General features: G+C 62.2%; 21 protein-coding genes. 15 read left to right on the forward strand and 6 right to left on the reverse strand.

The window, feature by feature from the left end; all coding sequences use genetic code 11:
- Nucleotides 1-85 precede the first annotated feature (85 nt).
- Nucleotides 86-346, forward strand: coding sequence for an ArsR/SmtB family transcription factor (locus LAC81_RS15705; RefSeq protein ID WP_057254652.1), 261 nt, complete (start codon nt 86-88; stop codon nt 344-346).
- 161 nt (nt 347-507) lie between these two features.
- On the opposite strand, the gene LAC81_RS15710 is transcribed toward LAC81_RS15705, so the two are convergent.
- A complete protein-coding gene (locus LAC81_RS15710) occupies nt 508-681 on the reverse strand; it encodes a YdcH family protein (RefSeq protein ID WP_113540867.1) in 174 nt (57 codons plus the stop codon).
- Nucleotides 682-894: 213 nt separating this feature from the next.
- Here LAC81_RS15710 and LAC81_RS15715 point away from each other — a divergent pair, with 213 nt between their 5' ends.
- From LAC81_RS15715 to LAC81_RS15740, 6 genes are all read left to right on the forward strand, one after another.
- Complete coding sequence (locus tag LAC81_RS15715) at nt 895-1,098, forward strand: YdcH family protein (protein ID WP_057254651.1); 204 nt, start codon at nt 895-897, stop codon at nt 1,096-1,098.
- 53 nt (nt 1,099-1,151) lie between these two features.
- On the forward strand, nt 1,152-1,616 hold the full coding sequence (purE, locus tag LAC81_RS15720; RefSeq protein WP_162768953.1) for a 5-(carboxyamino)imidazole ribonucleotide mutase: 465 nt from the start codon (nt 1,152-1,154) through the stop codon (nt 1,614-1,616).
- Nucleotides 1,613-2,668, forward strand: coding sequence for a 5-(carboxyamino)imidazole ribonucleotide synthase (locus tag LAC81_RS15725; RefSeq protein ID WP_223725553.1), 1,056 nt, complete (start codon nt 1,613-1,615; stop codon nt 2,666-2,668). Before purE ends, LAC81_RS15725 begins: the two co-directional genes overlap by 4 nt.
- Nucleotides 2,669-2,839: 171 nt before the next feature.
- Nucleotides 2,840-2,965: a type B 50S ribosomal protein L36 gene (gene ykgO, locus LAC81_RS15730; RefSeq protein WP_034806120.1), complete on the forward strand. Its 126-nt coding sequence runs from the start codon at nt 2,840-2,842 to the stop codon at nt 2,963-2,965.
- A 74-nt stretch (nt 2,966-3,039) separates the two neighbouring features.
- Nucleotides 3,040-3,654 carry a hypothetical protein gene (locus tag LAC81_RS15735; protein ID WP_223725554.1) on the forward strand — a complete coding sequence of 205 codons (615 nt, stop codon included), beginning with the start codon at nt 3,040-3,042 and terminating at the stop codon, nt 3,652-3,654.
- A gap of 573 nt (nt 3,655-4,227) precedes the next feature.
- Nucleotides 4,228-5,244: an alpha/beta fold hydrolase gene (locus LAC81_RS15740; RefSeq protein WP_223727837.1), complete on the forward strand. Its 1,017-nt coding sequence runs from the start codon at nt 4,228-4,230 to the stop codon at nt 5,242-5,244.
- 27 nt (nt 5,245-5,271) lie between these two features.
- Here the strand turns inward: LAC81_RS15740 and pyk are convergent, their stop codons facing one another.
- Nucleotides 5,272-6,711 carry a pyruvate kinase gene (gene pyk / locus LAC81_RS15745; RefSeq protein ID WP_223725555.1) on the reverse strand — a complete coding sequence of 480 codons (1,440 nt, stop codon included), beginning with the start codon at nt 6,709-6,711 and terminating at the stop codon, nt 5,272-5,274.
- Complete coding sequence (locus tag LAC81_RS15750; protein ID WP_113540860.1) at nt 6,711-7,187, reverse strand: DUF1036 domain-containing protein; 477 nt, start codon at nt 7,185-7,187, stop codon at nt 6,711-6,713. Before LAC81_RS15750 ends, pyk begins: the two co-directional genes overlap by 1 nt.
- Before the next feature lie 193 nt (nt 7,188-7,380).
- Between LAC81_RS15750 and LAC81_RS15755 the strand changes: the two genes are divergently transcribed.
- The 3 genes from LAC81_RS15755 to LAC81_RS15765 all read left to right on the forward strand — a co-directional run bounded on the left by LAC81_RS15755 (nt 7,381) and on the right by LAC81_RS15765 (nt 8,911).
- The gene (locus LAC81_RS15755; RefSeq protein WP_223725556.1) at nt 7,381-8,169 is read left to right on the forward strand and encodes an N-formylglutamate amidohydrolase; all 789 of its coding nucleotides are present in this window, start codon (nt 7,381-7,383) and stop codon (nt 8,167-8,169) included.
- Between the two features lie 46 nt (nt 8,170-8,215).
- Nucleotides 8,216-8,521 (forward strand): DUF1244 domain-containing protein, encoded by a 306-nt coding sequence (locus tag LAC81_RS15760; RefSeq protein WP_223725557.1) that lies wholly within the window; start codon nt 8,216-8,218, stop codon nt 8,519-8,521.
- Nucleotides 8,522-8,647: 126 nt separating this feature from the next.
- Nucleotides 8,648-8,911 (forward strand): DUF2312 domain-containing protein, encoded by a 264-nt coding sequence (locus tag LAC81_RS15765; protein WP_034806111.1) that lies wholly within the window; start codon nt 8,648-8,650, stop codon nt 8,909-8,911.
- A gap of 163 nt (nt 8,912-9,074) precedes the next feature.
- Here LAC81_RS15765 and LAC81_RS15770 read toward each other — a convergent pair whose 3' ends face one another.
- Both LAC81_RS15770 and LAC81_RS15775 read right to left on the reverse strand, forming a co-directional pair.
- The gene (locus LAC81_RS15770; protein WP_223725558.1) at nt 9,075-10,922 is read right to left on the reverse strand and encodes a DUF882 domain-containing protein; all 1,848 of its coding nucleotides are present in this window, start codon (nt 10,920-10,922) and stop codon (nt 9,075-9,077) included.
- A 180-nt stretch (nt 10,923-11,102) separates the two neighbouring features.
- Nucleotides 11,103-12,647: a sigma-54-dependent transcriptional regulator gene (locus tag LAC81_RS15775; RefSeq protein WP_113540856.1), complete on the reverse strand. Its 1,545-nt coding sequence runs from the start codon at nt 12,645-12,647 to the stop codon at nt 11,103-11,105.
- Between the two features lie 189 nt (nt 12,648-12,836).
- On the opposite strand from LAC81_RS15775, the gene LAC81_RS15780 reads away from it, so the two are divergent.
- From LAC81_RS15780 to LAC81_RS15790, 3 genes are read left to right on the forward strand one after another with little or no spacing between them, the layout of a single operon-like run.
- Complete coding sequence (locus tag LAC81_RS15780) at nt 12,837-14,696, forward strand: M3 family oligoendopeptidase (RefSeq protein WP_223725559.1); 1,860 nt, start codon at nt 12,837-12,839, stop codon at nt 14,694-14,696.
- A 45-nt stretch (nt 14,697-14,741) separates the two neighbouring features.
- Nucleotides 14,742-15,941 carry an aminodeoxychorismate synthase component I gene (locus LAC81_RS15785; RefSeq protein WP_223725560.1) on the forward strand — a complete coding sequence of 400 codons (1,200 nt, stop codon included), beginning with the start codon at nt 14,742-14,744 and terminating at the stop codon, nt 15,939-15,941.
- Nucleotides 15,938-16,570, forward strand: coding sequence for an aminotransferase class IV family protein (locus LAC81_RS15790; protein ID WP_223725561.1), 633 nt, complete (start codon nt 15,938-15,940; stop codon nt 16,568-16,570). The genes LAC81_RS15785 and LAC81_RS15790 overlap by 4 nt, the downstream gene beginning before the upstream one ends.
- Here LAC81_RS15790 and LAC81_RS15795 read toward each other — a convergent pair.
- Nucleotides 16,535-17,485: a GGDEF domain-containing protein gene (locus LAC81_RS15795; protein ID WP_223725562.1), complete on the reverse strand. Its 951-nt coding sequence runs from the start codon at nt 17,483-17,485 to the stop codon at nt 16,535-16,537. The two genes, LAC81_RS15790 and LAC81_RS15795, sit on opposite strands and share 36 nt — an antisense overlap.
- A gap of 514 nt (nt 17,486-17,999) precedes the next feature.
- Here LAC81_RS15795 and LAC81_RS15800 point away from each other — a divergent pair.
- Both LAC81_RS15800 and omp10 read left to right on the forward strand, forming a co-directional pair.
- Complete coding sequence (locus LAC81_RS15800) at nt 18,000-19,451, forward strand: homospermidine synthase (RefSeq protein ID WP_113540851.1); 1,452 nt, start codon at nt 18,000-18,002, stop codon at nt 19,449-19,451.
- A 173-nt stretch (nt 19,452-19,624) separates the two neighbouring features.
- Nucleotides 19,625-19,993, forward strand: coding sequence for an outer membrane lipoprotein Omp10 (omp10, locus tag LAC81_RS15805; RefSeq protein ID WP_223725563.1), 369 nt, complete (start codon nt 19,625-19,627; stop codon nt 19,991-19,993).
- Nucleotides 19,994-20,072 lie beyond the last annotated feature (79 nt).

Raw genomic sequence — 20,072 nt, forward strand, 5'->3', positions numbered from 1 at the left:
TTACGGAAATATTGCAAAGCAAAATTAGCATTTCGCATTGCACAAATTTCTTGCTGCTTTGCAAAATTTCGCCTAACGTCCGCCCATGACGATCGCGGACCCTTTCGATGCCATTGCGGACCCGAACCGGCGCCACCTGCTGGAGGAACTGCGGCGCGCGCCAAGGACGGTGAACGAACTGGCGGAGGGTCTGCCGATCAGCCGCCCGGCCGTATCGCAGCACCTGAAGGCCTTGCTGGATTGCAATCTGGTCTCGGTTTCGGCAAGCGGCACCCGGCGCATCTACGCGATCAACAGGCCCGGTTTCGACCGCCTCAATCTCTGGCTCGACCAGTTCTGGTCCTGAGCCCGGCAGCCGCCAACGCGCAGCGCCAAAAAACAGACCGGGCGCCAAGCCCGGTCCAGCATTCCGTATCTTCCGTCGTGGGGGATTGGTTCTAAACCTTGTCGCGCCTACTCAGAGGGGAGATGGCGCTTCCCGATAGTCCTAGGAAATACCGTTGATAATCAGTGAGTTGAGGAGCGAAGCCTTTCGATTTCGTCCTTGATGCGCAGCTTCCTTCGCTTGATGTCAGAGATCAGTTCGTCTTCCACCGACGGCTGATTCAGTGCCGCATGGAGCTCCTGCTCCAGGACGCCATGTTTTTTCTCAAGCGTTGCAAGATGAGCCTCAACAGTCATTTGGCAGTCCCTTCCTTTTGCTTGCATCCGGCATGCAAATGCCGGATGTTCCATGGTTGTAACCTTACTACTCTGCCACGCCATTTTTCATTTGTCGAAGGCGAAATGATGACGACGGATAACTTCCCGTTACCGCCCAAGATGTGATAGAGCGGCGCATGAAATTCCGGTTCGAGGAGGACTTCGCAACCGGGCTGATGGGGATCGCTTTGCATGCCGGACCAGGACCAGGCCGAACTCAGACTGACCGCCGCACGGCTGAGGCAGGAACATGAAGACTACGACGCTGCCATTAATGCCATGATCGAGACCGGCTGCGACGCGCTGAGGATCCAGCGCATGAAGAAGAAGAAGCTGGCGATCAAGGACAAGATCAGCAAGATCGAAGACCAGATCATCCCCGACATCATCGCCTGAACCGGAACAGGATAGACGTGATCGACACCACAACCCCACCCGTCGCCATCATCATGGGAAGCCAGTCGGACTGGGAGACGATGAAGAACGCCGCCGATACGCTCGACGCGCTCGACATTGCCTATGAGGCTCGCATCGTTTCCGCCCATCGCACCCCCGATCGGCTGGTCAGCTTCGCCAAGGGCGCCCGCGACGAGGGCTTCAAGGTGATCATTGCCGGCGCCGGCGGCGCAGCCCATCTGCCGGGCATGTGCGCCTCGATGACGCCGCTGCCGGTCTTCGGCGTGCCGGTGCAGTCGAAGGCGCTTTCCGGGCAGGACAGCCTGCTCTCGATTGTCCAGATGCCGGCCGGCATCCCCGTCGGCACGCTCGCGATCGGCCGCGCCGGCGCCGTGAATGCCGCGCTGCTTGCCGCAGCCGTGCTCGCGCTCAGCGACGACGATCTCGCCGACAGGCTTGACGACTGGCGTGAGCAGCAGACGATTTCGGTCGCCGAATACCCGGTGGACGACGCATGACCACCATCGGCATTATCGGCGGCGGTCAGCTCGGCCGCATGCTGGCAATGGCAGCTGCCCGATTGAACTTCCGCACCGTCATCCTCGAGCCGCAGGTTGACTGTCCGGCGGCACAGGTGGCGAACGAGCAGATCATTGCTGCCTATGACGACGAAGCCGCGCTTAGCCAGCTCGCCGCTGTCAGCGACATCATCACCTATGAGTTCGAGAATGTGCCGGTCGCGGCTGCCGAACGGCTCGCCGCGAAACGCCCCGTCTTCCCGCCGCCCAAAGCGCTGGAAGTGGCCCAGGACCGCCTCGTCGAGAAACGCTTCATCAATGACTGCGGCATTGCGACTGCGCGCTTTCACGCTGTCGACAGCCAGGCAGACCTTGAGGCTGCCCTTGCCGATTTCGGCGGGACCGGCGTGCTCAAGACCTGCCGCCTCGGCTACGACGGCAAGGGACAGCGCGTCTTCCGTTCCTCCGATGACAGTCCGGCCGGCGCCTTTGCAGCGCTCGGCGGCGTCCCCCTGATCCTTGAGAGCTTCGTGCCCTTCGAGCGCGAAATCTCGATCATCGCCGCCCGCGCGACAGATGGCACGGTCGCCTGCTTCGATCCGGCCGAGAACGTGCACCGCAACGGCATCCTTCACACCTCGACGGTGCCGGCAGCAGTCGGCGACGCTACGGCGGACGCTGCCCGCAAGGCCGCTAAGGCGATCCTCGATGCACTTGGCTATGTCGGCGTCATCGGCGTCGAGTTCTTCGTACTCTCGGACGGCAGCCTGATCGCCAACGAGATGGCGCCGCGCGTGCACAATTCCGGACATTGGACCGAGGCGGCCTGCGTCGTCTCGCAGTTCGAGCAGCATATCCGTGCCGTCTCGGGTCTGCCGCTCGGCAATCCGCGCCGCCACTCCGACTGCGTCATGCAGAACCTGATCGGCGACGACCTCAACGAGGTTCCCGCATGGCTTGCCAAGGACGATGTCCTGGTGCACCTCTACGGCAAGACCGAGGCCCGCGCCGGCCGCAAGATGGGCCACGTCACACAGCTCCTGCACGGCTGAAAGCCACAGAAATGCAGGGCGAGACGCCAAAATGCGGCGTCTTGCGGTTGACACGTTAGGGGTGACACGGTATTTGCCATCCCACCTTAAAGGAGCGCGCTCACCGGCGCGCTTTTGATTGTTAGAGATACCGGGCGAATTTTCGTTCCCCGAAACCTGCGGATCAGGAAAATGAAGATCAAGAATTCGCTCAAGTCGCTGAAGACCCGTCACCGCGAAAACCGTCTGGTTCGTCGCAAGGGCCGCATCTACATCATCAACAAGTCCAACCCGCGCTTCAAGGCTCGTCAGGGCTGATCTCTGCGGGGATGCGGACTTCGCTTCGGCGATGTCCCAGATTTGATTATGAAGTTGTTCCATGGCGAGCTAACATGCTCGCCATGCGAGTTTTTGTACCCTTGATTCTGGCGTGTTCCGCCCTGCTCGCCACCTCCCTCGGAGCTGGCAGTTTCTCTTTCGCGGCGGAAACACCGGCCCAGACCGAATCCGCCAGCCTGACCACACCCAAGCAACGACTGGATGCCCTGTTCGCAGACCTCAAGAAGGAACGCGACGCAGACAAGGCGCGTGAGCTCGCCAACCAGATCCGTGTGGAATGGCAGGATTCCGGCAGCGCCACCGTCAATCTGCTGATGCAATGGGCCGACAAGGCCATCACCGACAACAAGCAGGCGGCGGCACTCGACATCCTCGATCAGGTGATCACGCTTGCGCCCAACTATGTCGAAGGCTGGAACCGCCGCGCGACACTGCACTACGCTATGGGCAACTACCGGAAATCCATGTCGGACATCAACCGGGTCCTGGCGATCGAACCGCGCCATTTCGGCGCGCTGGCGGGCATGGCCGCGATCCTCGACGCCTCCGGCAAGGACGAGCTTGCCATGCGGGCCTGGGAACAGTTCCTGGACATCTATCCCGCCGACCGCAAGGCGCAGGAGCGCCTGGGCGAACTCGCCGAAAAGCTCGCCGGCAGCAAGACCTGACCGCACGCGACATCGTCGATCGCAGCCCCCCTTCAACGTCCCTCCCCGCCCATGAAAACGCACTGCGCGAGATAGCGACGGCCGCGCGCCGTTCATGGAGCCAATCTGGCTGGAATGGCATCGGGCCTTGGGCCGCGATCTGCCGGCACTTGCCTCGCAATGGACCTGCGGCCGCTCAAGCCCGTTTCTCGCGCGGGCCTTGAGTACCGAAGGCTTTGATCCCCGTTGGGCCTCGGGCACGCCGCGCGCAGGCCCCAGCAAACGGAAATCGGTCCATTCGGCTTCTTCCACGAGGGCAGCTGGAAAAGCCACGCCTGGTTCGAATGCGACGACTTCATCGTCGAGATCACCGCCGATCAATTCGGCGCACCTTCGGTCCTCGTTGTCGATCGGACCGACACCCGTTACAACAGGGGCGAACGGGATACCGCGCTGCCCGAGTTCGGGCTTGCCCGCAGGCGCGCCGTGGACGACATCTGGCCACGATGGCAGCTGATGCGCTCACCGCCCGCTGTAACAGCGCATTTTCGCGCGCGCCAACGAGCCGCCGACGCCGGAAGACAGATAGAGACAATGTTTCCAGTCACCCTCCTTTTCATAGGACTGACACTTGTCGGCATCACCTACAGCCTGTGGCACGCACGGGTCTTCGCGCGGCGGTTTCCCAATGTCGGAGAACTCATCGACATCGGCGGTTACCGCTTGAACAGCGTGCACCTGCCGGCGAGCGGCAAGGCCGACCTGCCGCCTGTGGTTTTCATCCATGGCGCCAGCGGCAATCTGCTTGATCAGCTGCACGCCTTCGCGCCCGCCCTTGATAACCGCGCCGAGATGCTTTTCGTCGATCGTCCCGGCCACGGCTATTCCGAGCGCGGCGGAGCGGAGAACGATCTTCCGGACGGCCAGGCAGCGGCAATCGCAAGGCTGATGGACAAGCGCGGCATCGGTCGCGCCGTCATCGTCGGCCATTCCTTCGGTGGCGCGATCGCCGCGAGCTTCGCCCTGCATCATCCGGAAAGGACCGCCGGCCTCATCTTGCTGGCACCCGCGACACACCCGTGGCCAGGCGGCATCGACTGGTACTACCGTTTCACCGCGCTGCCCGTGATCGGCTGGCTCTTCGCCCATACGCTGGTGACGCCCTTGGGACAACGGCGGATCGAGGGCGGTACCCGCTCGATCTTTTCACCCAATCCGCGACCCGGCGATTACATCGACAAGACCGGCCCGCATCTGGTGCTGCGTCCCGCGACCTTCCGCAACAACGCGCGCGATATTGCCAATCTGCATGCCTACTTGACCGCGACTGCACCGCGCTACCGCGAGATCACTGCCCAGACAGTTATCATTACCGGCGACAGTGACGGCATCGTCCTTGCCGATATCCATTCCCGCGGGCTTGCGCGTGATATCCCCGGCGCGGAACTCCTGTGGATCGGCAATCTCGGCCACAAGCCCGACTATGTGGTCACGGACGTGGTCGTCGCCGCACTCGAAAAGATGGCGGGCCAGCCGACTGATCTCGAGCAAATAAAAAGGCGGGCCGAAGCCCGCCTGATCCCGTCTTCCGAAGCCATCAGTCAGAACTGACCCGCCTCGCACTTTCCCAATGCTGCGTCAGACGCCGCTCATGCCGTCGGAGCCGATATAGGCGATGCGCAGCATGTTGGTGGCGCCGGGCGTACCCAGGGGCACGCCGGCAGAGATGATGACGCGTTCGCCGGGCTTGCCGAAGCCTTCGGCCGCCACAATGCGGCAGGCGCGGTTGACCATGTCGTCGAGGTCCGTCGCGTCCTCGGTGACGACGCAATGCAGCCCCCAGACGACCGAAAGGCGGCGTGCAGTCTGGACGATCGGCGAGAGCGCAATGATCGGAACCTGGGGCCGCTCGCGAGCGGCGCGCAGACCGGTAGTGCCGGACGAGGTGTAGCAGACGATCGCGGCAAGACGGAGCGTTTCGGCGATCTGGTGGGCAGCAAGCGAAATCGCGTCGGCACCGGTTGCCTCCGGCGGCGTGCGCTGCGCGTAGATGATGCTGGAATAGTGCGGGTCGCGCTCGACGTTGCTAGCGATCGACGCCATGGTCGACACGGCTTCCACCGGATACTCGCCCGAAGCCGATTCTGCCGACAGCATGACGGCGTCTGCGCCTTCGAACACGGCCGTCGCGACGTCGGAAACTTCGGCACGCGTCGGAACCGGCGCGGAGATCATCGATTCCAGCATCTGGGTAGCCACGACCACCGGCTTGCCGGCGCGGCGACATGCGCGCGTCAGCTGCTTCTGCAGGCCCGGTACGGATTCCAGCGGCATTTCGACACCGAGGTCGCCACGCGCCACCATCAAGGCGTCCGAAAGCTCGATGATCTCGTCGATCCGGTCGAGCGCCTGCGGCTTCTCGATCTTCGACATCAGGCCGACACGGCCGCGGGCGATCTTGCGAACCTCGGCCAGGTCCTCCGGACGCTGCACGAAGGAGAGCGCCACCCAGTCGAACTCTCCGGTCGCCAGAACTGCGTCGAGGTCGGCGCGGTCCTTGTCGGTCAGTACGCCAACGGCGAGCAGCGTGTCGGGCAAGCTGACGCCCTTGCGGTCGGAAATCTTGGTGCCGGCGACCACCGTCGTGACGATGCTCTTGCCGTCGGTCTTTTCAGCCTTGAGATGCAGCTTGCCGTCGTCGATCAACAGGCGATGACCGGGCTTGACCGCTTCGAGGATCTCAGGATGCGGCAGGAAAACGCGGGTGCTGTCGCCAGGCTCGTCCCTGTTGTCGAGGGTAAAGGTCTGGCCGACCTTGAGGTCTACCTTGCCTTCGGCAAACTTGCCGACGCGCAGCTTCGGCCCCTGCAGATCGCCGAGAATGCCGATCGGTCGGCCGCAACGCGCCTCGACCGCGCGGATGCGCTGGACCAGCGTGCGCATCACGTCGTGGCTCGCGTGGCTCATGTTGATGCGGAACAGATCAGCCCCGGCCTCGTGCAGCTTCTGGATCATCTGCTCATCGGAAGACGCCGGTCCGAGCGTGGCGAGGATTTTGACTTTTCTGTTCCGCTTCATCAATTCTGGCTTTCCTGCGTGCCGGGCGTTTCGGAGAGCTGAACCATCCAGCTCCCTTGCCGCCCCGTGTCGTATTCTTTGAATCCCATGCGCTGGAAGCCGCGGGCGAAGCAGTCCTGAACGCCCGTGATCTTGAACTCGTTCTCGGCGACGCACATGTTGACGTCACCGGTCCAGCGGCCACCACGGGCCGCGTCTTCCGCGTAGAGATAATAGTATCGTGACTGAAGCTCGCCCTCGATCAAGGTCGCGCAGGTGGTGGCCGGAACCTGCCACCAGCCCTCCGTTACCCAGCCTTCCTTGGCTCGGTAGCCGATCGCCACGCCGACAAGATTTTGCGTGCCGTTGCAGACGCGAAAATCGGCGCGCGCTTCGTCGGCAAAGAGAAATGAGCTTGAGGTTGCCAGGAAAAACAGGAGGATGCCTCCCAGTGTCGTCAGCCCCGGCTTCGCTTTGGAAAAAGGATTTCTGGACACGGTTTCCGATGGAACTCCGTTTTGATTTGCGTGGCACTTTCTTGCGACGGCCAGCCCCGAAAGTCAACGTAACTCTAATCGATTACAATCGCCAAATTGCTTTCAAATTGCGCTAAACAGTTGCGCGTTTCTTGCGATTGACGCGCGCGCATGCGATCAGCGAAGTCGAGGCTAGACAAGAGACTGGACCGGAATGCAACACTATTCTCCCTATGAGATTATCGAAGCCAAGCCTGCAACCGGGATCGTTTTGCTTGCCGACCACGCGATGAACCGGCTGCCGGCGGAATACGGCAGTCTCGGCCTGCCCGCTTCGGCATTCGAGCGGCATATCGCCTATGACATCGGCGTCGAGGCGCTGGTGCGGCAGCTTTCGCGAATGCTCGATGCACCGGCCGTGCTTGGTTGCTTCTCCCGGCTGTTGATCGATCCCAATCGCGGCGAGGACGATCCGACGCTGATCATGAAGATCTCCGACGGTGCGATCATCCCGGGCAACCACCCGATCAGCCAGGAGGAATGGGAGGACCGGCTGAACCGCTTCCACCGTCCCTATCATCGCGCCGTTTCCGAGACGATCAGCCGAAGCGCCGAAGCGCACGGCGCAGCACCGCTGATCATTTCGATCCACTCCTACACACCGGCCTGGAAGGGTGTCGCCCGTCCGTGGCACACCGCCGTCCTTTGGGACAACGATCCGCGCGCCGTCCTGCCGCTGATCGACAAGCTCGAGGCATCGGGCGACATCGTCGTCGGCAACAACGAACCCTATGACGGTGCACTGCGCGGGGATACCATGTTCCGGCATTGCATGGTGCCGGGCATTCCCCACGCCCTGATCGAGGTGCGCCAGGACCTGATTGCCAACGCGGCGGGAGTTGCCGCCTGGGCCGAGCGGCTGGCGCCAATCCTTGCGGGTCTCAACGCCATGCCCGAGTTGCATCGCTACGAGCGCCACGCCTCCCGCACCGGCGGCTATTGAGATATTTCCGCCGTTGGCGCGTAGCATCTGAAGAGGATCGACGTCCATGACCGAACTGACCCGGGACCAGCAGACCGCCTTCGAAGCGGCCGCCTTTCGCCGTCTCGTCGCCCATCTGCGCGAACGCTCCGATGTCCAGAACATCGACCTGATGAACCTTGCCGGCTTCTGTCGCAATTGCCTTTCCAACTGGTACCGCGAAGCGGCCGAACAGGCTGGCGTTCCTCTCGCCAAGGAGGAATCGCGCGAGATCATCTACGGCATGCCCTACGAGGAATGGCGCGAGCGCAACCAAAGGGAAGCAACCACCGAGCAGAAGGCCGCTTTCGAGGTCAACCGACCGAAGGAATAAGATCATTTCGCCGGCGCTTGCCACGGAAATGACCGCGTTGTTGCGCAATCACCCTTGACCTTGGCGGCCGTTCGCGGCACGTCACGGCACCCAAGAAATTCAATTCCCCGTATCAAGGAGAAGACCATGTCGGATGCTCACGGCGTCGCACGCGATCAGCTTCGTGCTTTCATCGAGCGGATCGAACGCCTGGAAGAAGAAAAGAAGACCATCGCGGACGACATCAAGGACGTCTACGGCGAAGCCAAGTCCACGGGCTTCGACGCCAAGATCCTTCGCAAGGTCATTTCGATCCGCAAGCAGGACCACGACGAGCGCATGGAACAGGAAGCGATCCTCGACACCTACCTCCAGGCGCTCGGCATGGTGCCGGCGGCCGACGAAGAATAAGCCGCTACTTGCAGGCCGCCGACAGGCGGCCTTCGTCCGGGTGCAATCCGGAACGCACTGCGCCTCGATCCTGTCCAGACGCGGCAGCACTCGAAAGCACGATGCAGAATCAAAAAGCCCGCCGGACCGGCGGGCTTTTTCGGGTCTGCTTGGAGGCCGAAGCTCAGTTCGTGCTGAACTTCTTCACTTCCATGAAGTTGACTGCAGTGCCGCTGAACCGGGCCGTGTCCACCGTGCCGGCGCTGCTGGAGAAGCCAGCGGCGTAGACCGTGGTCGGTGCGGCGCGGAGCGACTTGCTGACGAAGCGCGGCGCCTTGACCGGCTTGGAAAGCGTGGCCACACGCCCCGTCGTCAGCGCCCATTCGGAAATGATCTTCTGGGTCAGCTTCGGTTCGGTGCGGACCGACGAACGGGTCGCGGCGTCGGCGTCGTTCTTCTTCGGGCGGCCGCCCTTTGCCGGCGCTTCGGCCTGTGTGTCGAAGGCATTGTCGAAGACTGCCGCACGGGCATTCGTGTTCGATTGCGGCGCATAGGCCGCCATTTCGATCGGCTGCTGCGATACCGGCTCGCGCTGGGCGGGCGTCGGAGCCGCAAGCGCGACACGGGTCGACGCTTCGGCGGCAACGTCACGCGGCGGCTCTGCGGACGCGACAACCGGACGTTCCGCGAAGGACGGAACCACGACCTGTGCATCGGCAACTGCGGCAAGGGCCACGTCACCTGCGGGCCGTACTGCCGGAACCGGCACGAAACCAAGCGCCTGCACATCCGCGGAAGCATCTGCCGAAGCGACAAGCGTGTTCATGTCGCGACGATCAAGCATCTGCGGCACCGGCACCTTCATCGAGCCGAGATCGGCGAATTCGCTCGGCATTTCCGAGGTCTGCGGCAGGGCAGCGGCAAGCGCATCCTGGGCCGCGTTCTTCTGCGGCGCCACCAGCGCAACGGCTACGCCGCCATCGGCAGGCGCATCCTTGAAGGCAGGACGGACAGCCGGGACTGGCGCATTGATGTTCTGTTCGGCAGCAACCGCCGGTTCGGCGGCAACAGAGCCGGCGACACCGGGCAGCGCCTGTTGCGCAGCCGGAGCGGAAGCCGTCTGGACCGTAGCCGGCGCAGCGCCGCCTTCGTCGTCGGCGCCCGGACCAGCCGCAATCGCCGAGGGTTCTTCATCCTCGTCGCCACCGCCGCCAAAGAGCATGGCGAACAGGTTGCCGCGACGCTTGCCGCTTGCCGTGTCGCCCGAACCTGTCGCGCCGCCGCCGGCGACTTCGATCGCCGAGGCACCAACGCGACGCTTGTAGTCAGCGACCGCCTGCTCATAGCCGGGCAACGGTTTGCCGTCGGAAGGCAGGTGCATAGTCTTGCCGTCAGGGAAGAGGCGCGCAAGTTCGGCGCGCGACATGCGCGGCCAGGCGCGGACACCGCCGACGTCCATGTGAACGAAAGGCGAGCCGGAAGTCGGATAGAAGCCGACGCCGCCCACCTGGAATTTCATGCCGATCTCACGCACGGTCTTCAGCTTCACATCGGGAAGGTAGAAGTCCATCGCCTTGCCGAGCATGTGCTGGCTCTTCTTGGCAACGCCCTTCGAACGCGAGCGCAGCATGCCGTTGGTTGCAGGCGAACGATAGGCCGAGACGACGTGGATGTAATCGCGCGAACCGCTCTTCTGGTAGACTTCCCAGACGAGATCGAGCAGGCGCGGATCCATCTTGGTCGGTTCGTTGCGACGCCAGTCGCGCAGGAAGCGGTTGATCTCCTGCAGGCCCTTGGGGTCGTAGCGGCCGTTGCGCTTGAAGGTGATCTGCGCTTTTTCCTGGGTATGAATGAAATAGAGCTTCAGTGTCCGGGTCTGGCCAGCGGCCTCTACGGGAGGTGCAAAGCCCGGCGTCACGAGGGTAGCCGCAATCGCAACGGATGTAAGAACCTGCGGAACCTTACGGGTAAACGCCGCGCAGACTCTCGCTAAGGAGCCGAGCGGCTTCTTAAAACCGAACAAATTTGGCATTCAATCCCCGTCCGACGGACAACCGTACTTCGCTGTCTCAGATGACTGTCAAATAAGGTGACAGCATGGCAAATATGCCACAGTCGTCACCGCCCCTTATAATATAGTGAACACTTCACTAACAAGGTCTAAACGGCGGTGACGGAATAGCAGGGCTAATGAATCGTGAATGCGTCGATTTTATGCCGCCTCCCTCAACGGGTTCTCGGGATCGATGCCATAATCCTTCAGCTTGCGGTAGAGCGTAGACCGGCCAATGCCGAGCTTGCGAGCCACCTGACTCATCTGTCCGCGGTAGAACTTCAGCGCAAAACGAATCAGTTCCTCTTCCACTTCGGCAAGCTTGCGCACGTCCCCGCCCTCGTCGACGCTGGCAATCGCGTTCTCCATGCGCGGATCGTGTCCGGCATCGCCTTCCATCGATTTCGCCGCACTCGCAAAGTCCGGATAGACGTTCGGCACGTGCTCCGCCGGCGCGTTTTCCCGCTCCGGACCGGCTTCGCCCCAGGAGAAACCCGAGCGGTCGGAAACCACGTAACCCGGGATCTGGGTGGCGATCTGCGGGAAGTCCTTCACCGTCAGTTCGTTGCCTTCGGCAAGCACCACGGCCCGGAAGATCGCGTTTTCCAGCTGCCGGATATTGCCCGGCCAGTCATAGGCGGTCAGCAGCGCCAAGGCACCGCTCGATATGGCAAGCGGTGCATGCAGCCGCTGTTCGGCGGCGAAACGCTCGACAAAGGAACGCACCAGAACGGGAATGTCTTCCTTGCGCCGGCGCAGCGCCGGAATGGTAATCGGGAAGACGTTGAGGCGGTAGTAGAGGTCCTCGCGGAACCGCCCTTCGCGCACTTCGTTGATCAGGTCCTTGTTGGTGGCGGAGATCAGTCGGACATTGACCTTCTGCGGATGGCGCGCGCCGATCGTCTCGATCTCGCCCTGCTGCACCGCACGCAGAAGTTTGACCTGTACTTCGAGCGGCAGGTCGCCGATCTCGTCGAGGAACAGGGTGCCGCCGTCCGCATCGACGAACTTGCCGCTGTGTTTTTCCGTCGCGCCGGTAAAGGCGCCCTTTTCGTGACCGAAGAGAATGCTCTCGACCAGATTGTGCGGGATCGCGCCACAGTTGACGGTGACGAAGGGCTTGCCGACCCGATCGCTCGCCGACTGGATGGCGCGGGCCACCATTTCCTTGCCGACGCCGGACTCGCCTTCGAGCACGATCGGGATGTTGGACTGGGCGGCACGGCGCGCCAGGTCGATCACACGGATCATCGCCGGACTTGCCGAAACGATATCTTCGAAGCCGACGGCGCCGCCGCGCGGACGGCGCGAGGTTTTGACCTTGCCATCGCGGCTCGCCATTTTCAGCGCATTGCCGATGGCAACCGATAGCCGCTCCGGAGAAACCGGCTTCACCAGAAAGTCGAACGCCCCCGCCTGCATCGCGTGAACGACGGTCTCGATCCCACCCTGGCCGGTCTGCACGATGACAGGCGTATCGACGCCGCGCTCGGCGAGCGCGTCGAGGAAGCCGTGGCCGTTCATCTCCGGCATCAACAGGTCGAGCAGGATGACATTGATCATGCCGCCCTTGCGCTCCAAGAGCTCCAGGCCGCTGCGGCCGTTGTCGGCGAGATGCGCCACATGGCCGAGACGCTCGATCATGTTCGTCAGCAACCGGCGCTGCACCGGATCGTCATCGATGACCAGAATATGTGATGTCACGGAAGCCTCCTGCTCTGGACACGCGGTACTTTTTGGCCAACCTCATGTGCCAAATCACGTCAGGCATCTGTGCCATAAAGGGCTGAACATCATGTTTTGAGAAATGCTTGCATTTTATCCATTGCCGGCGATAGCAATGGGACCCATATCGCTTGCCTTCTTCCTGTCACGAACGAGAGAAATCCGACGATGACCTTCCGCCCCTTCGCTCCCGAGCAATCCGTCGTCCGTGCTGCCGCCGGGCAGTCCCATGGCGCCACCGCGGATCTCGGTGACCTGCCGTCCTGGCGGCTAGAGGATCTCTATCCGTCCGCCACATCGGATGCTTTTCGCAACGACTTGAAGAAGGCCGAGACCGACTCGATCGCCTTCGAGACCAAGTGGAAGGGCAAGCTGGCCGAGGCCGCGACGAAGACCGGTGACGCTGGCATCGGCGCCGCCGTCCGGGAGTTCGAAGCGCTCGAAGACGTCATGGGCCGCATCGCCTCCTATGCCGGCCTCACCTACTTCTCGGACACGTCCAAGCCTGAAAACGGCAAGCTCTACGGCGACGTGCAGTCGAAGCTCACCGACATGTCGGCGCATCTCCTGTTCTTCTCGCTGGAACTCAATCGCATCGATGACGCGATCCTCGACAAGGCGCTGGAAAACGATCCGCTTGCCGCGCACTACAAGCCCTGGCTGACCGACCTGCGCATGGACAAGCCCTACCAGCTCGACGACAAGCTGGAGCAGCTTTTCCTGGAAAAATCGATGACCGGCGCCGCGGCCTTCAATCGGCTGTTCGACGAGACGATGGCGAGCCTCACCTTCAACGTCGACGGTGAATCCCTGCCGCTCGAAGTCACCCTGAACCTGTTGCAGGATCCGGCGACCGAGGTTCGCAAGAAGGCGGCGATGGCGCTTGCAGAAACCTTCAAGGCCAATATCCGCACCTTCACGCTGATCACCAACACGCTTGCCAAGGACAAGGAAATCTCCGACAGCTGGCGTGGTTTTCAGGACATCGCCGACAGCCGCCATCTGGCGAACCGCGTCGAACGCGAAGTCGTCGATGCGCTTGCAGAAGCCGTCAAATCCGCCTATCCGCGCCTGTCGCATCGCTACTACACGATGAAGGCGAAGTGGCTCGGCATGCAGGAGATGGATTTCTGGGATCGCAATGCGCCGTTGCCGGAAACGCCGAACGCGCTGATCTCGTGGAACGAAGCCAGGGACACCGTGCTCTCTGCCTATAATGCCTTCGCGCCGGAAATGGCCGCGATCGCCCGCCGCTTCTTCGACGAGAGCTGGATCGACGCACCGGTGCGCCCCGGCAAGGCACCGGGCGCCTTTGCCCATCCGACGGTTCCGTCGGCGCACCCCTATGTGCTCGTCAACTATATGGGCAAGCCGCGCGACGTGATGACGCTTGCACACGAACTCGGCCACGGCGTGCACCAGGTGCTGGCCGGCGGACAGGGCGCGCTGATGGCGTCGACCCCGCTGACGCTCGCCGAAACCGCGTCCGTCTTCGGCGAAATGCTGACCTTCCGTGCGCTGCTTGACCGGACGAAGGACAAGCGCGAGCGCAAGGCCATGCTGTCGCAAAAGGTCGAGGACATGATCAACACCGTCGTGCGCCAGATTGCCTTCTACGAGTTCGAGCGCAAGGTTCACACCGCCCGCAAGGAAGGCGAACTGACGGCCGACGACATTGGCAAGCTGTGGCTGTCGGTGCAGAGCGAAAGCCTTGGTCCGGCGATCCGGATTTCCGAGGGCTACGAGACCTATTGGGCCTATATCCCGCACTTCATCCACTCGCCCTTCTACGTCTACGCCTATGCCTTCGGCGACTGCCTGGTGAACTCGCTCTACGCCGTGTACCAGAACGCGGAAAAAGGCTTCCAGGATAAGTACTTCGAACTGTTGAAGGCTGGCGGCACCAAGCACCACTCCGAGTTGCTCGCCCCCTTCGGCCTCGATGCTACCGATCCGTCGTTCTGGGCACAGGGACTGTCGATGATCGAAGGGCTCATCGACGAACTCGAAGCGCTTGATAAGGCCTGATCCGGGCAGAGGTTCGGATCGCGGAGCGATCGACAAGACAACTTTATGAGCAACACCACACCCTATGTGCTGTTCAGGGACGACAGCGAAAACCGCACCACGGTTTTCGCTGAGCCGTTGCGTGTCGTCACCGCGCGCACGAAGTCCGAATTCACCCGCGGCCTTGCCGAGCTCGAGCGCGCCCACAAGTCCGGCAAATGGATCGCCGGCTTCATGTCCTATGAGGCCGGGCACCTCTTCGAAGAGAAACTTTCGGGTTTCGCCGAGGAACGCCGCAAGACGCCACTGATGTCCTTCGGCATCTTCGACGCCCCCTCGGAAGACCATCCTCTCGCGGATCCGCAGCGCCGGACCGAGAACGAACCCTTCCTCAGCGCGCCGCGCGCCGACTGGAACTTCGAAACCTACCGCGAGCGTTTCGATCGTCTGCACCAGCACCTGCGAAAAGGCGATTGCTACCAGGCCAATCTGACGATGCCAATCCGTGCCCGCTGGTCCGGCGATCCGCGTGCTGCCTTCTGGTCGCTGATCGAGCGCCAGCCGGTAAAATACGGGGCGCTCGTCGCACTCGACGGGCCGGTCCTCCTGTCGCGGTCGCCGGAACTCTTCTTCCGCGTCGATGCGGATGGCTGGATTGAAACGCACCCGATGAAGGGTACGGCCAAACGCGGCGCATCGGCGGCAGAGGATGCCGAGATCATCGCTGCGATGCGCGCCGACGAAAAGACCCAGGCCGAAAACCGGATGATCGTCGATCTGCTGCGCAACGACATCTCGCGCATCACCGAAGTCGGCACGCTCAACGTGCCCAAACTCTTCGAGATCGAGACCTACCCGACCGTGCACCAGATGGTGAGTCACGTGCGGGCGAAGCTTTTGCCGGAGATCGGCCTCAGCGACATCTTCGCCGCGCTATTTCCCTGCGGCTCGATCACCGGCGCGCCAAAGATGCGGGCCATGGAAATTCTGCACGATCTGGAAGACGGACCGCGCGACGCCTACTGCGGCGCCATCGGCTTTTTCGCACCGAACGGCGTCATGCGCTTCAGCGTCGCCATCCGCACCATTTCGCTTTTTCCGGGCGGCGAAGCCGTCTTCAATGTCGGCGGCGGCATCGTCTTCGACAGCAACGCCCAATCCGAATACGAGGAATGCCTGCTCAAGGCTCGCTTTGCCGTTGGCGACGATCATATCGCGCTGGGCGACGACAAGGTCGCGCCGGGTGACGACGAGATCGTGCGATGACGGGCTTCTCGCTGATCGAGACGCTGCGCTTTGAGGGCGAAACCGGCTTTCTTCGCATGCGCCTGCATCTGGCGAGGCTGAAGCGATCGGCACGTCGACTGGGTATTCCAGGAGCCGAAGGTGCAGAAGCGGCCCTGCTGGCCGCGGTGGAAGGCGGCGACGGCGCGGCCGCGCGCCGCGTGCGGCTCGAGCTTTTTCCCGACGGGCGCATCGAGGTGAGGACCGCACCGTTCGTGCCATTGCCGGACGATACGATCTGGCAGGTGCGGATAGCCGCCACACGGCTCAACTCCCGCGATCCGCTGCTGCGCTACAAGACCAGCCGCCGGGCGACCTATGAAACGGCCCGCGGCGAGTTCAAAGCCAGCGAGGCCGACGAGGTTCTTCTGCTCAACGAAAAGGGCGAAGTCTGCGAGGGCACGATCACCTCGGTCTTCCTCGATGACGGCAGCGGCATCCTGAAGACGCCGCCGATTGCCTGCGGGCTGCTCGCCGGCGTGCTCCGCACCGAGCTCATCTGCCAACGGCGCGCCCGCGTCACGCGGCTTTCGCCGGCAGATCTCACAGGCGGAACGCTCTATGTCGGCAATTCGCTACGCGGTCTGATCCGGGTGGGCCTCGTGATCTGAACCCGGCAGGGTATAGCGTCTCACCCGATCCCGGCCGTCGCGCTTGGCGAGATAAAGCGCCTGGTCGGCGCGCGCATAGAGATCGCTGACCGAATCCCCATCGCGATATTCCGCAAGCCCTACCGAACAGGTGTAGAAGAATTCCGGAATGTTCTCGAGCGGCCGGGAGCTTCTGACCCTTTCAAGTAGCCGGTCAAGAATACGGTTGCCCTCGCTGATGGTGGTATCGGGCAGGATGAGCATGAATTCCTCGCCGCCGATGCGACCGAAGCAATCCGAGCGGCGCACGAATTCCTGCATCTGGCGGGCGAAATCAAGCAGCACCTCGTCGCCGCGCTGGTGTCCGTGGCGGTCGTTGATCGCCTTGAAATAATCGATGTCGATGATCGCGACGCAGCCCCACATATGCGGGTTCTCGGCGCAGTTGGCGATGAACTCGGTCAACCGCCCCATCGTGTAGCGACGGTTGGGCACGCTCGTCAGCTCGTCCACCTGGGCGGCTCGAAGCGCAAAGTCGCGATCCTGCCGAAGCTCGCGCTCGCCGGCGTGGATGGTGGTGACATCGACGGCGATGCACAGCATCCAGCCGTCCGAATCCACCGTCTCCGTCATCCATAGCCAGCGGCCGTCATGCAGGTCGGTTTCCATGGCGCGAAAAGGCACCTTGCCGCGCCGATGCGTCGTCGAGGCTATCCACGCGTTGACATCGTCGGTTTTCAGGACCGTGCCTTGCCCGGCGGCGTAGTTTCGGCGCATGATCTCCGCCCAGGTCGGGCTCTCGTCCGGACCGAGATGGTAGGCCGTGCGGAATGCCGGGTTGGCAAATCGCAGTCGATCATGCTGATCATAAAGCGCGATCAGTACGGGTGTTTTGCTCTGTAAGGCCGCAAGAGCCTTGAGATGACTACCGGTCACGGTCTGTCACGCCTCCGGGTCGGACAATATCAATCATGGCGCGAAGCGGATGCTTCAAACGAAGCTATAGCACGAAGCGCATGTGACAAGCGTTTACGCGGGCGAAACGATGGGGATATGGTTAAATCCCCCTTGGATCGCCCGATCTGCATGAAACGCTCGCCCCATGACGGCTTCTCCACACCGGTCACCATCGGCCTTTCCGGCCGGGTCCTTATCGCTGGATCGAGCCGGACGACCAGCTACGGTACAATCTCGTCGAAAAGAAGTGCCCTTTGTCGAAGCGTAGGACCATCACGGCTGCTTTCGATTGTCGGTTAAGCACACCCTCAAATGGCGGTTGACCCGCCGGCTCTTTATTGTGACAGCAATCTATGCTCTACAGCGCCCGCGTGCCGCATTCGGCACCACGGCCGCTTCGGCACATTCATCGAGCCAGAACAGCGGCGCCAGCCGCTCCTCATGCTTAGTCACCCAACGTCACAGGGAAAGTTTTCTCAGGAGAAAGACAAAAATGGCAGATACCACCTATCCGGTTTACGGCGAGATCACCGGTCCGATCGTCATGATCGGTTTCGGTTCGATCGGTCGCGGCACCTTGCCGCTGATCGAGCGCCACTTCAAATACGACAAGAACCGGTTGATCGTGGTCGAACCCCGTGAGGACGCCGCCGATAACGAGATTTTCGAGCGGCATGGCGTACGTCACGTTCGCGCTCATGTGACGAAAGACAACTACAAGGAACTGCTGAAGCCGCTGCTGACCGAAGGCGAAGGCCAGGGCTTCTGCGTCAACCTGTCGGTCGACACCGGCTCGCTCGACTTGATGAAGATGTGCCGCAAGCTCGACGTGCTCTACGTCGACACGGTCGTCGAGCCGTGGCTCGGTTTCTACTTTGACGCCGAAATGGACAATTCCGAGCGCACCAACTATGCGCTACGCGAAACCGTCCGCAAGGAAAAGGAAAAGAACCCGGGCGGCACGACCGCGGTTTCCACCTGCGGCGCCAACCCCGGCATGGTCTCCTGGTTCGTCAAGCAGGGCCTCCTGAACCTCGCCAACGATCTTGGCGTGAAGTACGAAGAGCCGCACCAGGACGACCGCGAAGGCTGGGCCAAGCTGATGAAGAAGGTCGGTGTCAAGGGCGTGCACATCGCCGAGCGCGACACCCAGCGCACCAAGAACCCGAAGCCCTTCAACACCTTCTGGAACACCTGGTCGGTCGAAGGCTTCATCTCGGAAGGTCTGCAGCCGGCCGAACTCGGCTGGGGCACCCATGAAAACTGGATGCCGAAGAACGCCAAGAAGCACAAGAAGGGCTGCAAGGCAGCGATCTACCTGGAGCAGCCGGGCGCCAACACCCGCGTGCGTTCCTGGTGCCCGACCCCCGGCCCGCAGTATGGCTTCCTCGTGACCCACAACGAGGCGATCTCGATCGCTGACTTCTTCACGGTTCGCGACAAGGACGGCGAAGTCACCTACCGCCCGACCTGCCACTACGCCTACCATCCGGCCAACGACGCCGTTCTGTCGCTGCACGAGATGTTCGGCAACGGCGGCAATGCCCAGCCGGTGCACCACGTCCTCGACGAAAAGGAACTGGTCGACGGCGTCGACGAACTCGGTGTGCTGCTCTACGGCCACGACAAGAACGCCTACTGGTTCGGTTCGCGCCTGTCGCTGGAAGAAACCCGCCGCATCGCTCCCTACCAGAACGCCACCGGCCTGCAGGTAACCTCCGCAGTTCTCGCCGGCATGGTCTGGGCTCTCGAGAACCCGAAGGCCGGCATCGTCGAAGCTGACGAGATGGACTACAAGCGGTGCCTTGAAGTCCAGCTCCAGTACCTCGGCCCGGTTGAAGGCCACTACACCGACTGGACCCCGCTCGACGGTCGACCGGGCCTGTTCCCGGAAGACATCGACACCAAGGATCCCTGGCAGTTCAAGAACATCCTTGTTCGCTAAGCTTTTGACGTAAAACGTCATCCGGCCCGGGGCACGAGCGTGTCCCGGGCCTTTTCATCTCTGCGGGAAAAGGCGACTGCCGCCCCCTGCCGCTCTTGCTTTCAACTCATGATCGCGGCATGGTCATGCCGGAATGAAACAGTCCGCTCGGCCCAATGCGGGGGAAATCGCCTATGAAGCCATTCGCAGTTCTGACCCTAATCGCAACCGCCGTGGCCTTGGCGTCCTGCCAGTCGTCGCCCCGGGTTATCGATGAGGGCGGGCCGTCGAGCCAGGCGACCGGCGTCGAAGGCTCCTGGGTGGATCCGAACGGTATCGTCTCTACCTTTGCTGGCGGAACCTTCTCGACCCGCACGACCGATACCAACCAGCTGCTTGCTTCGGGCAACTACACCAAGATGAGCCCCACGCTCGTCGAGATCAACATGACCTCGCTCGTGCGCAATACCCAGTCCAAGGTCAATTGCGCCCTGGTCACCCAGAACCAGCTCAATTGCACCACCGATGCCGGCGCGCAGTTCTCGCTGGCGAGGCGCGGCTAAAACAGCAAACAGGCAAATATCAAAGCCTCCGATCGGGGGCTTTTTTCATTTGCGCCCGCGACTTAACCTAGTTGCAAAT

The sequence above is a fragment of the Ensifer adhaerens genome (assembly GCF_020035535.1).
Taxonomy (GTDB): domain Bacteria; phylum Pseudomonadota; class Alphaproteobacteria; order Rhizobiales; family Rhizobiaceae; genus Ensifer.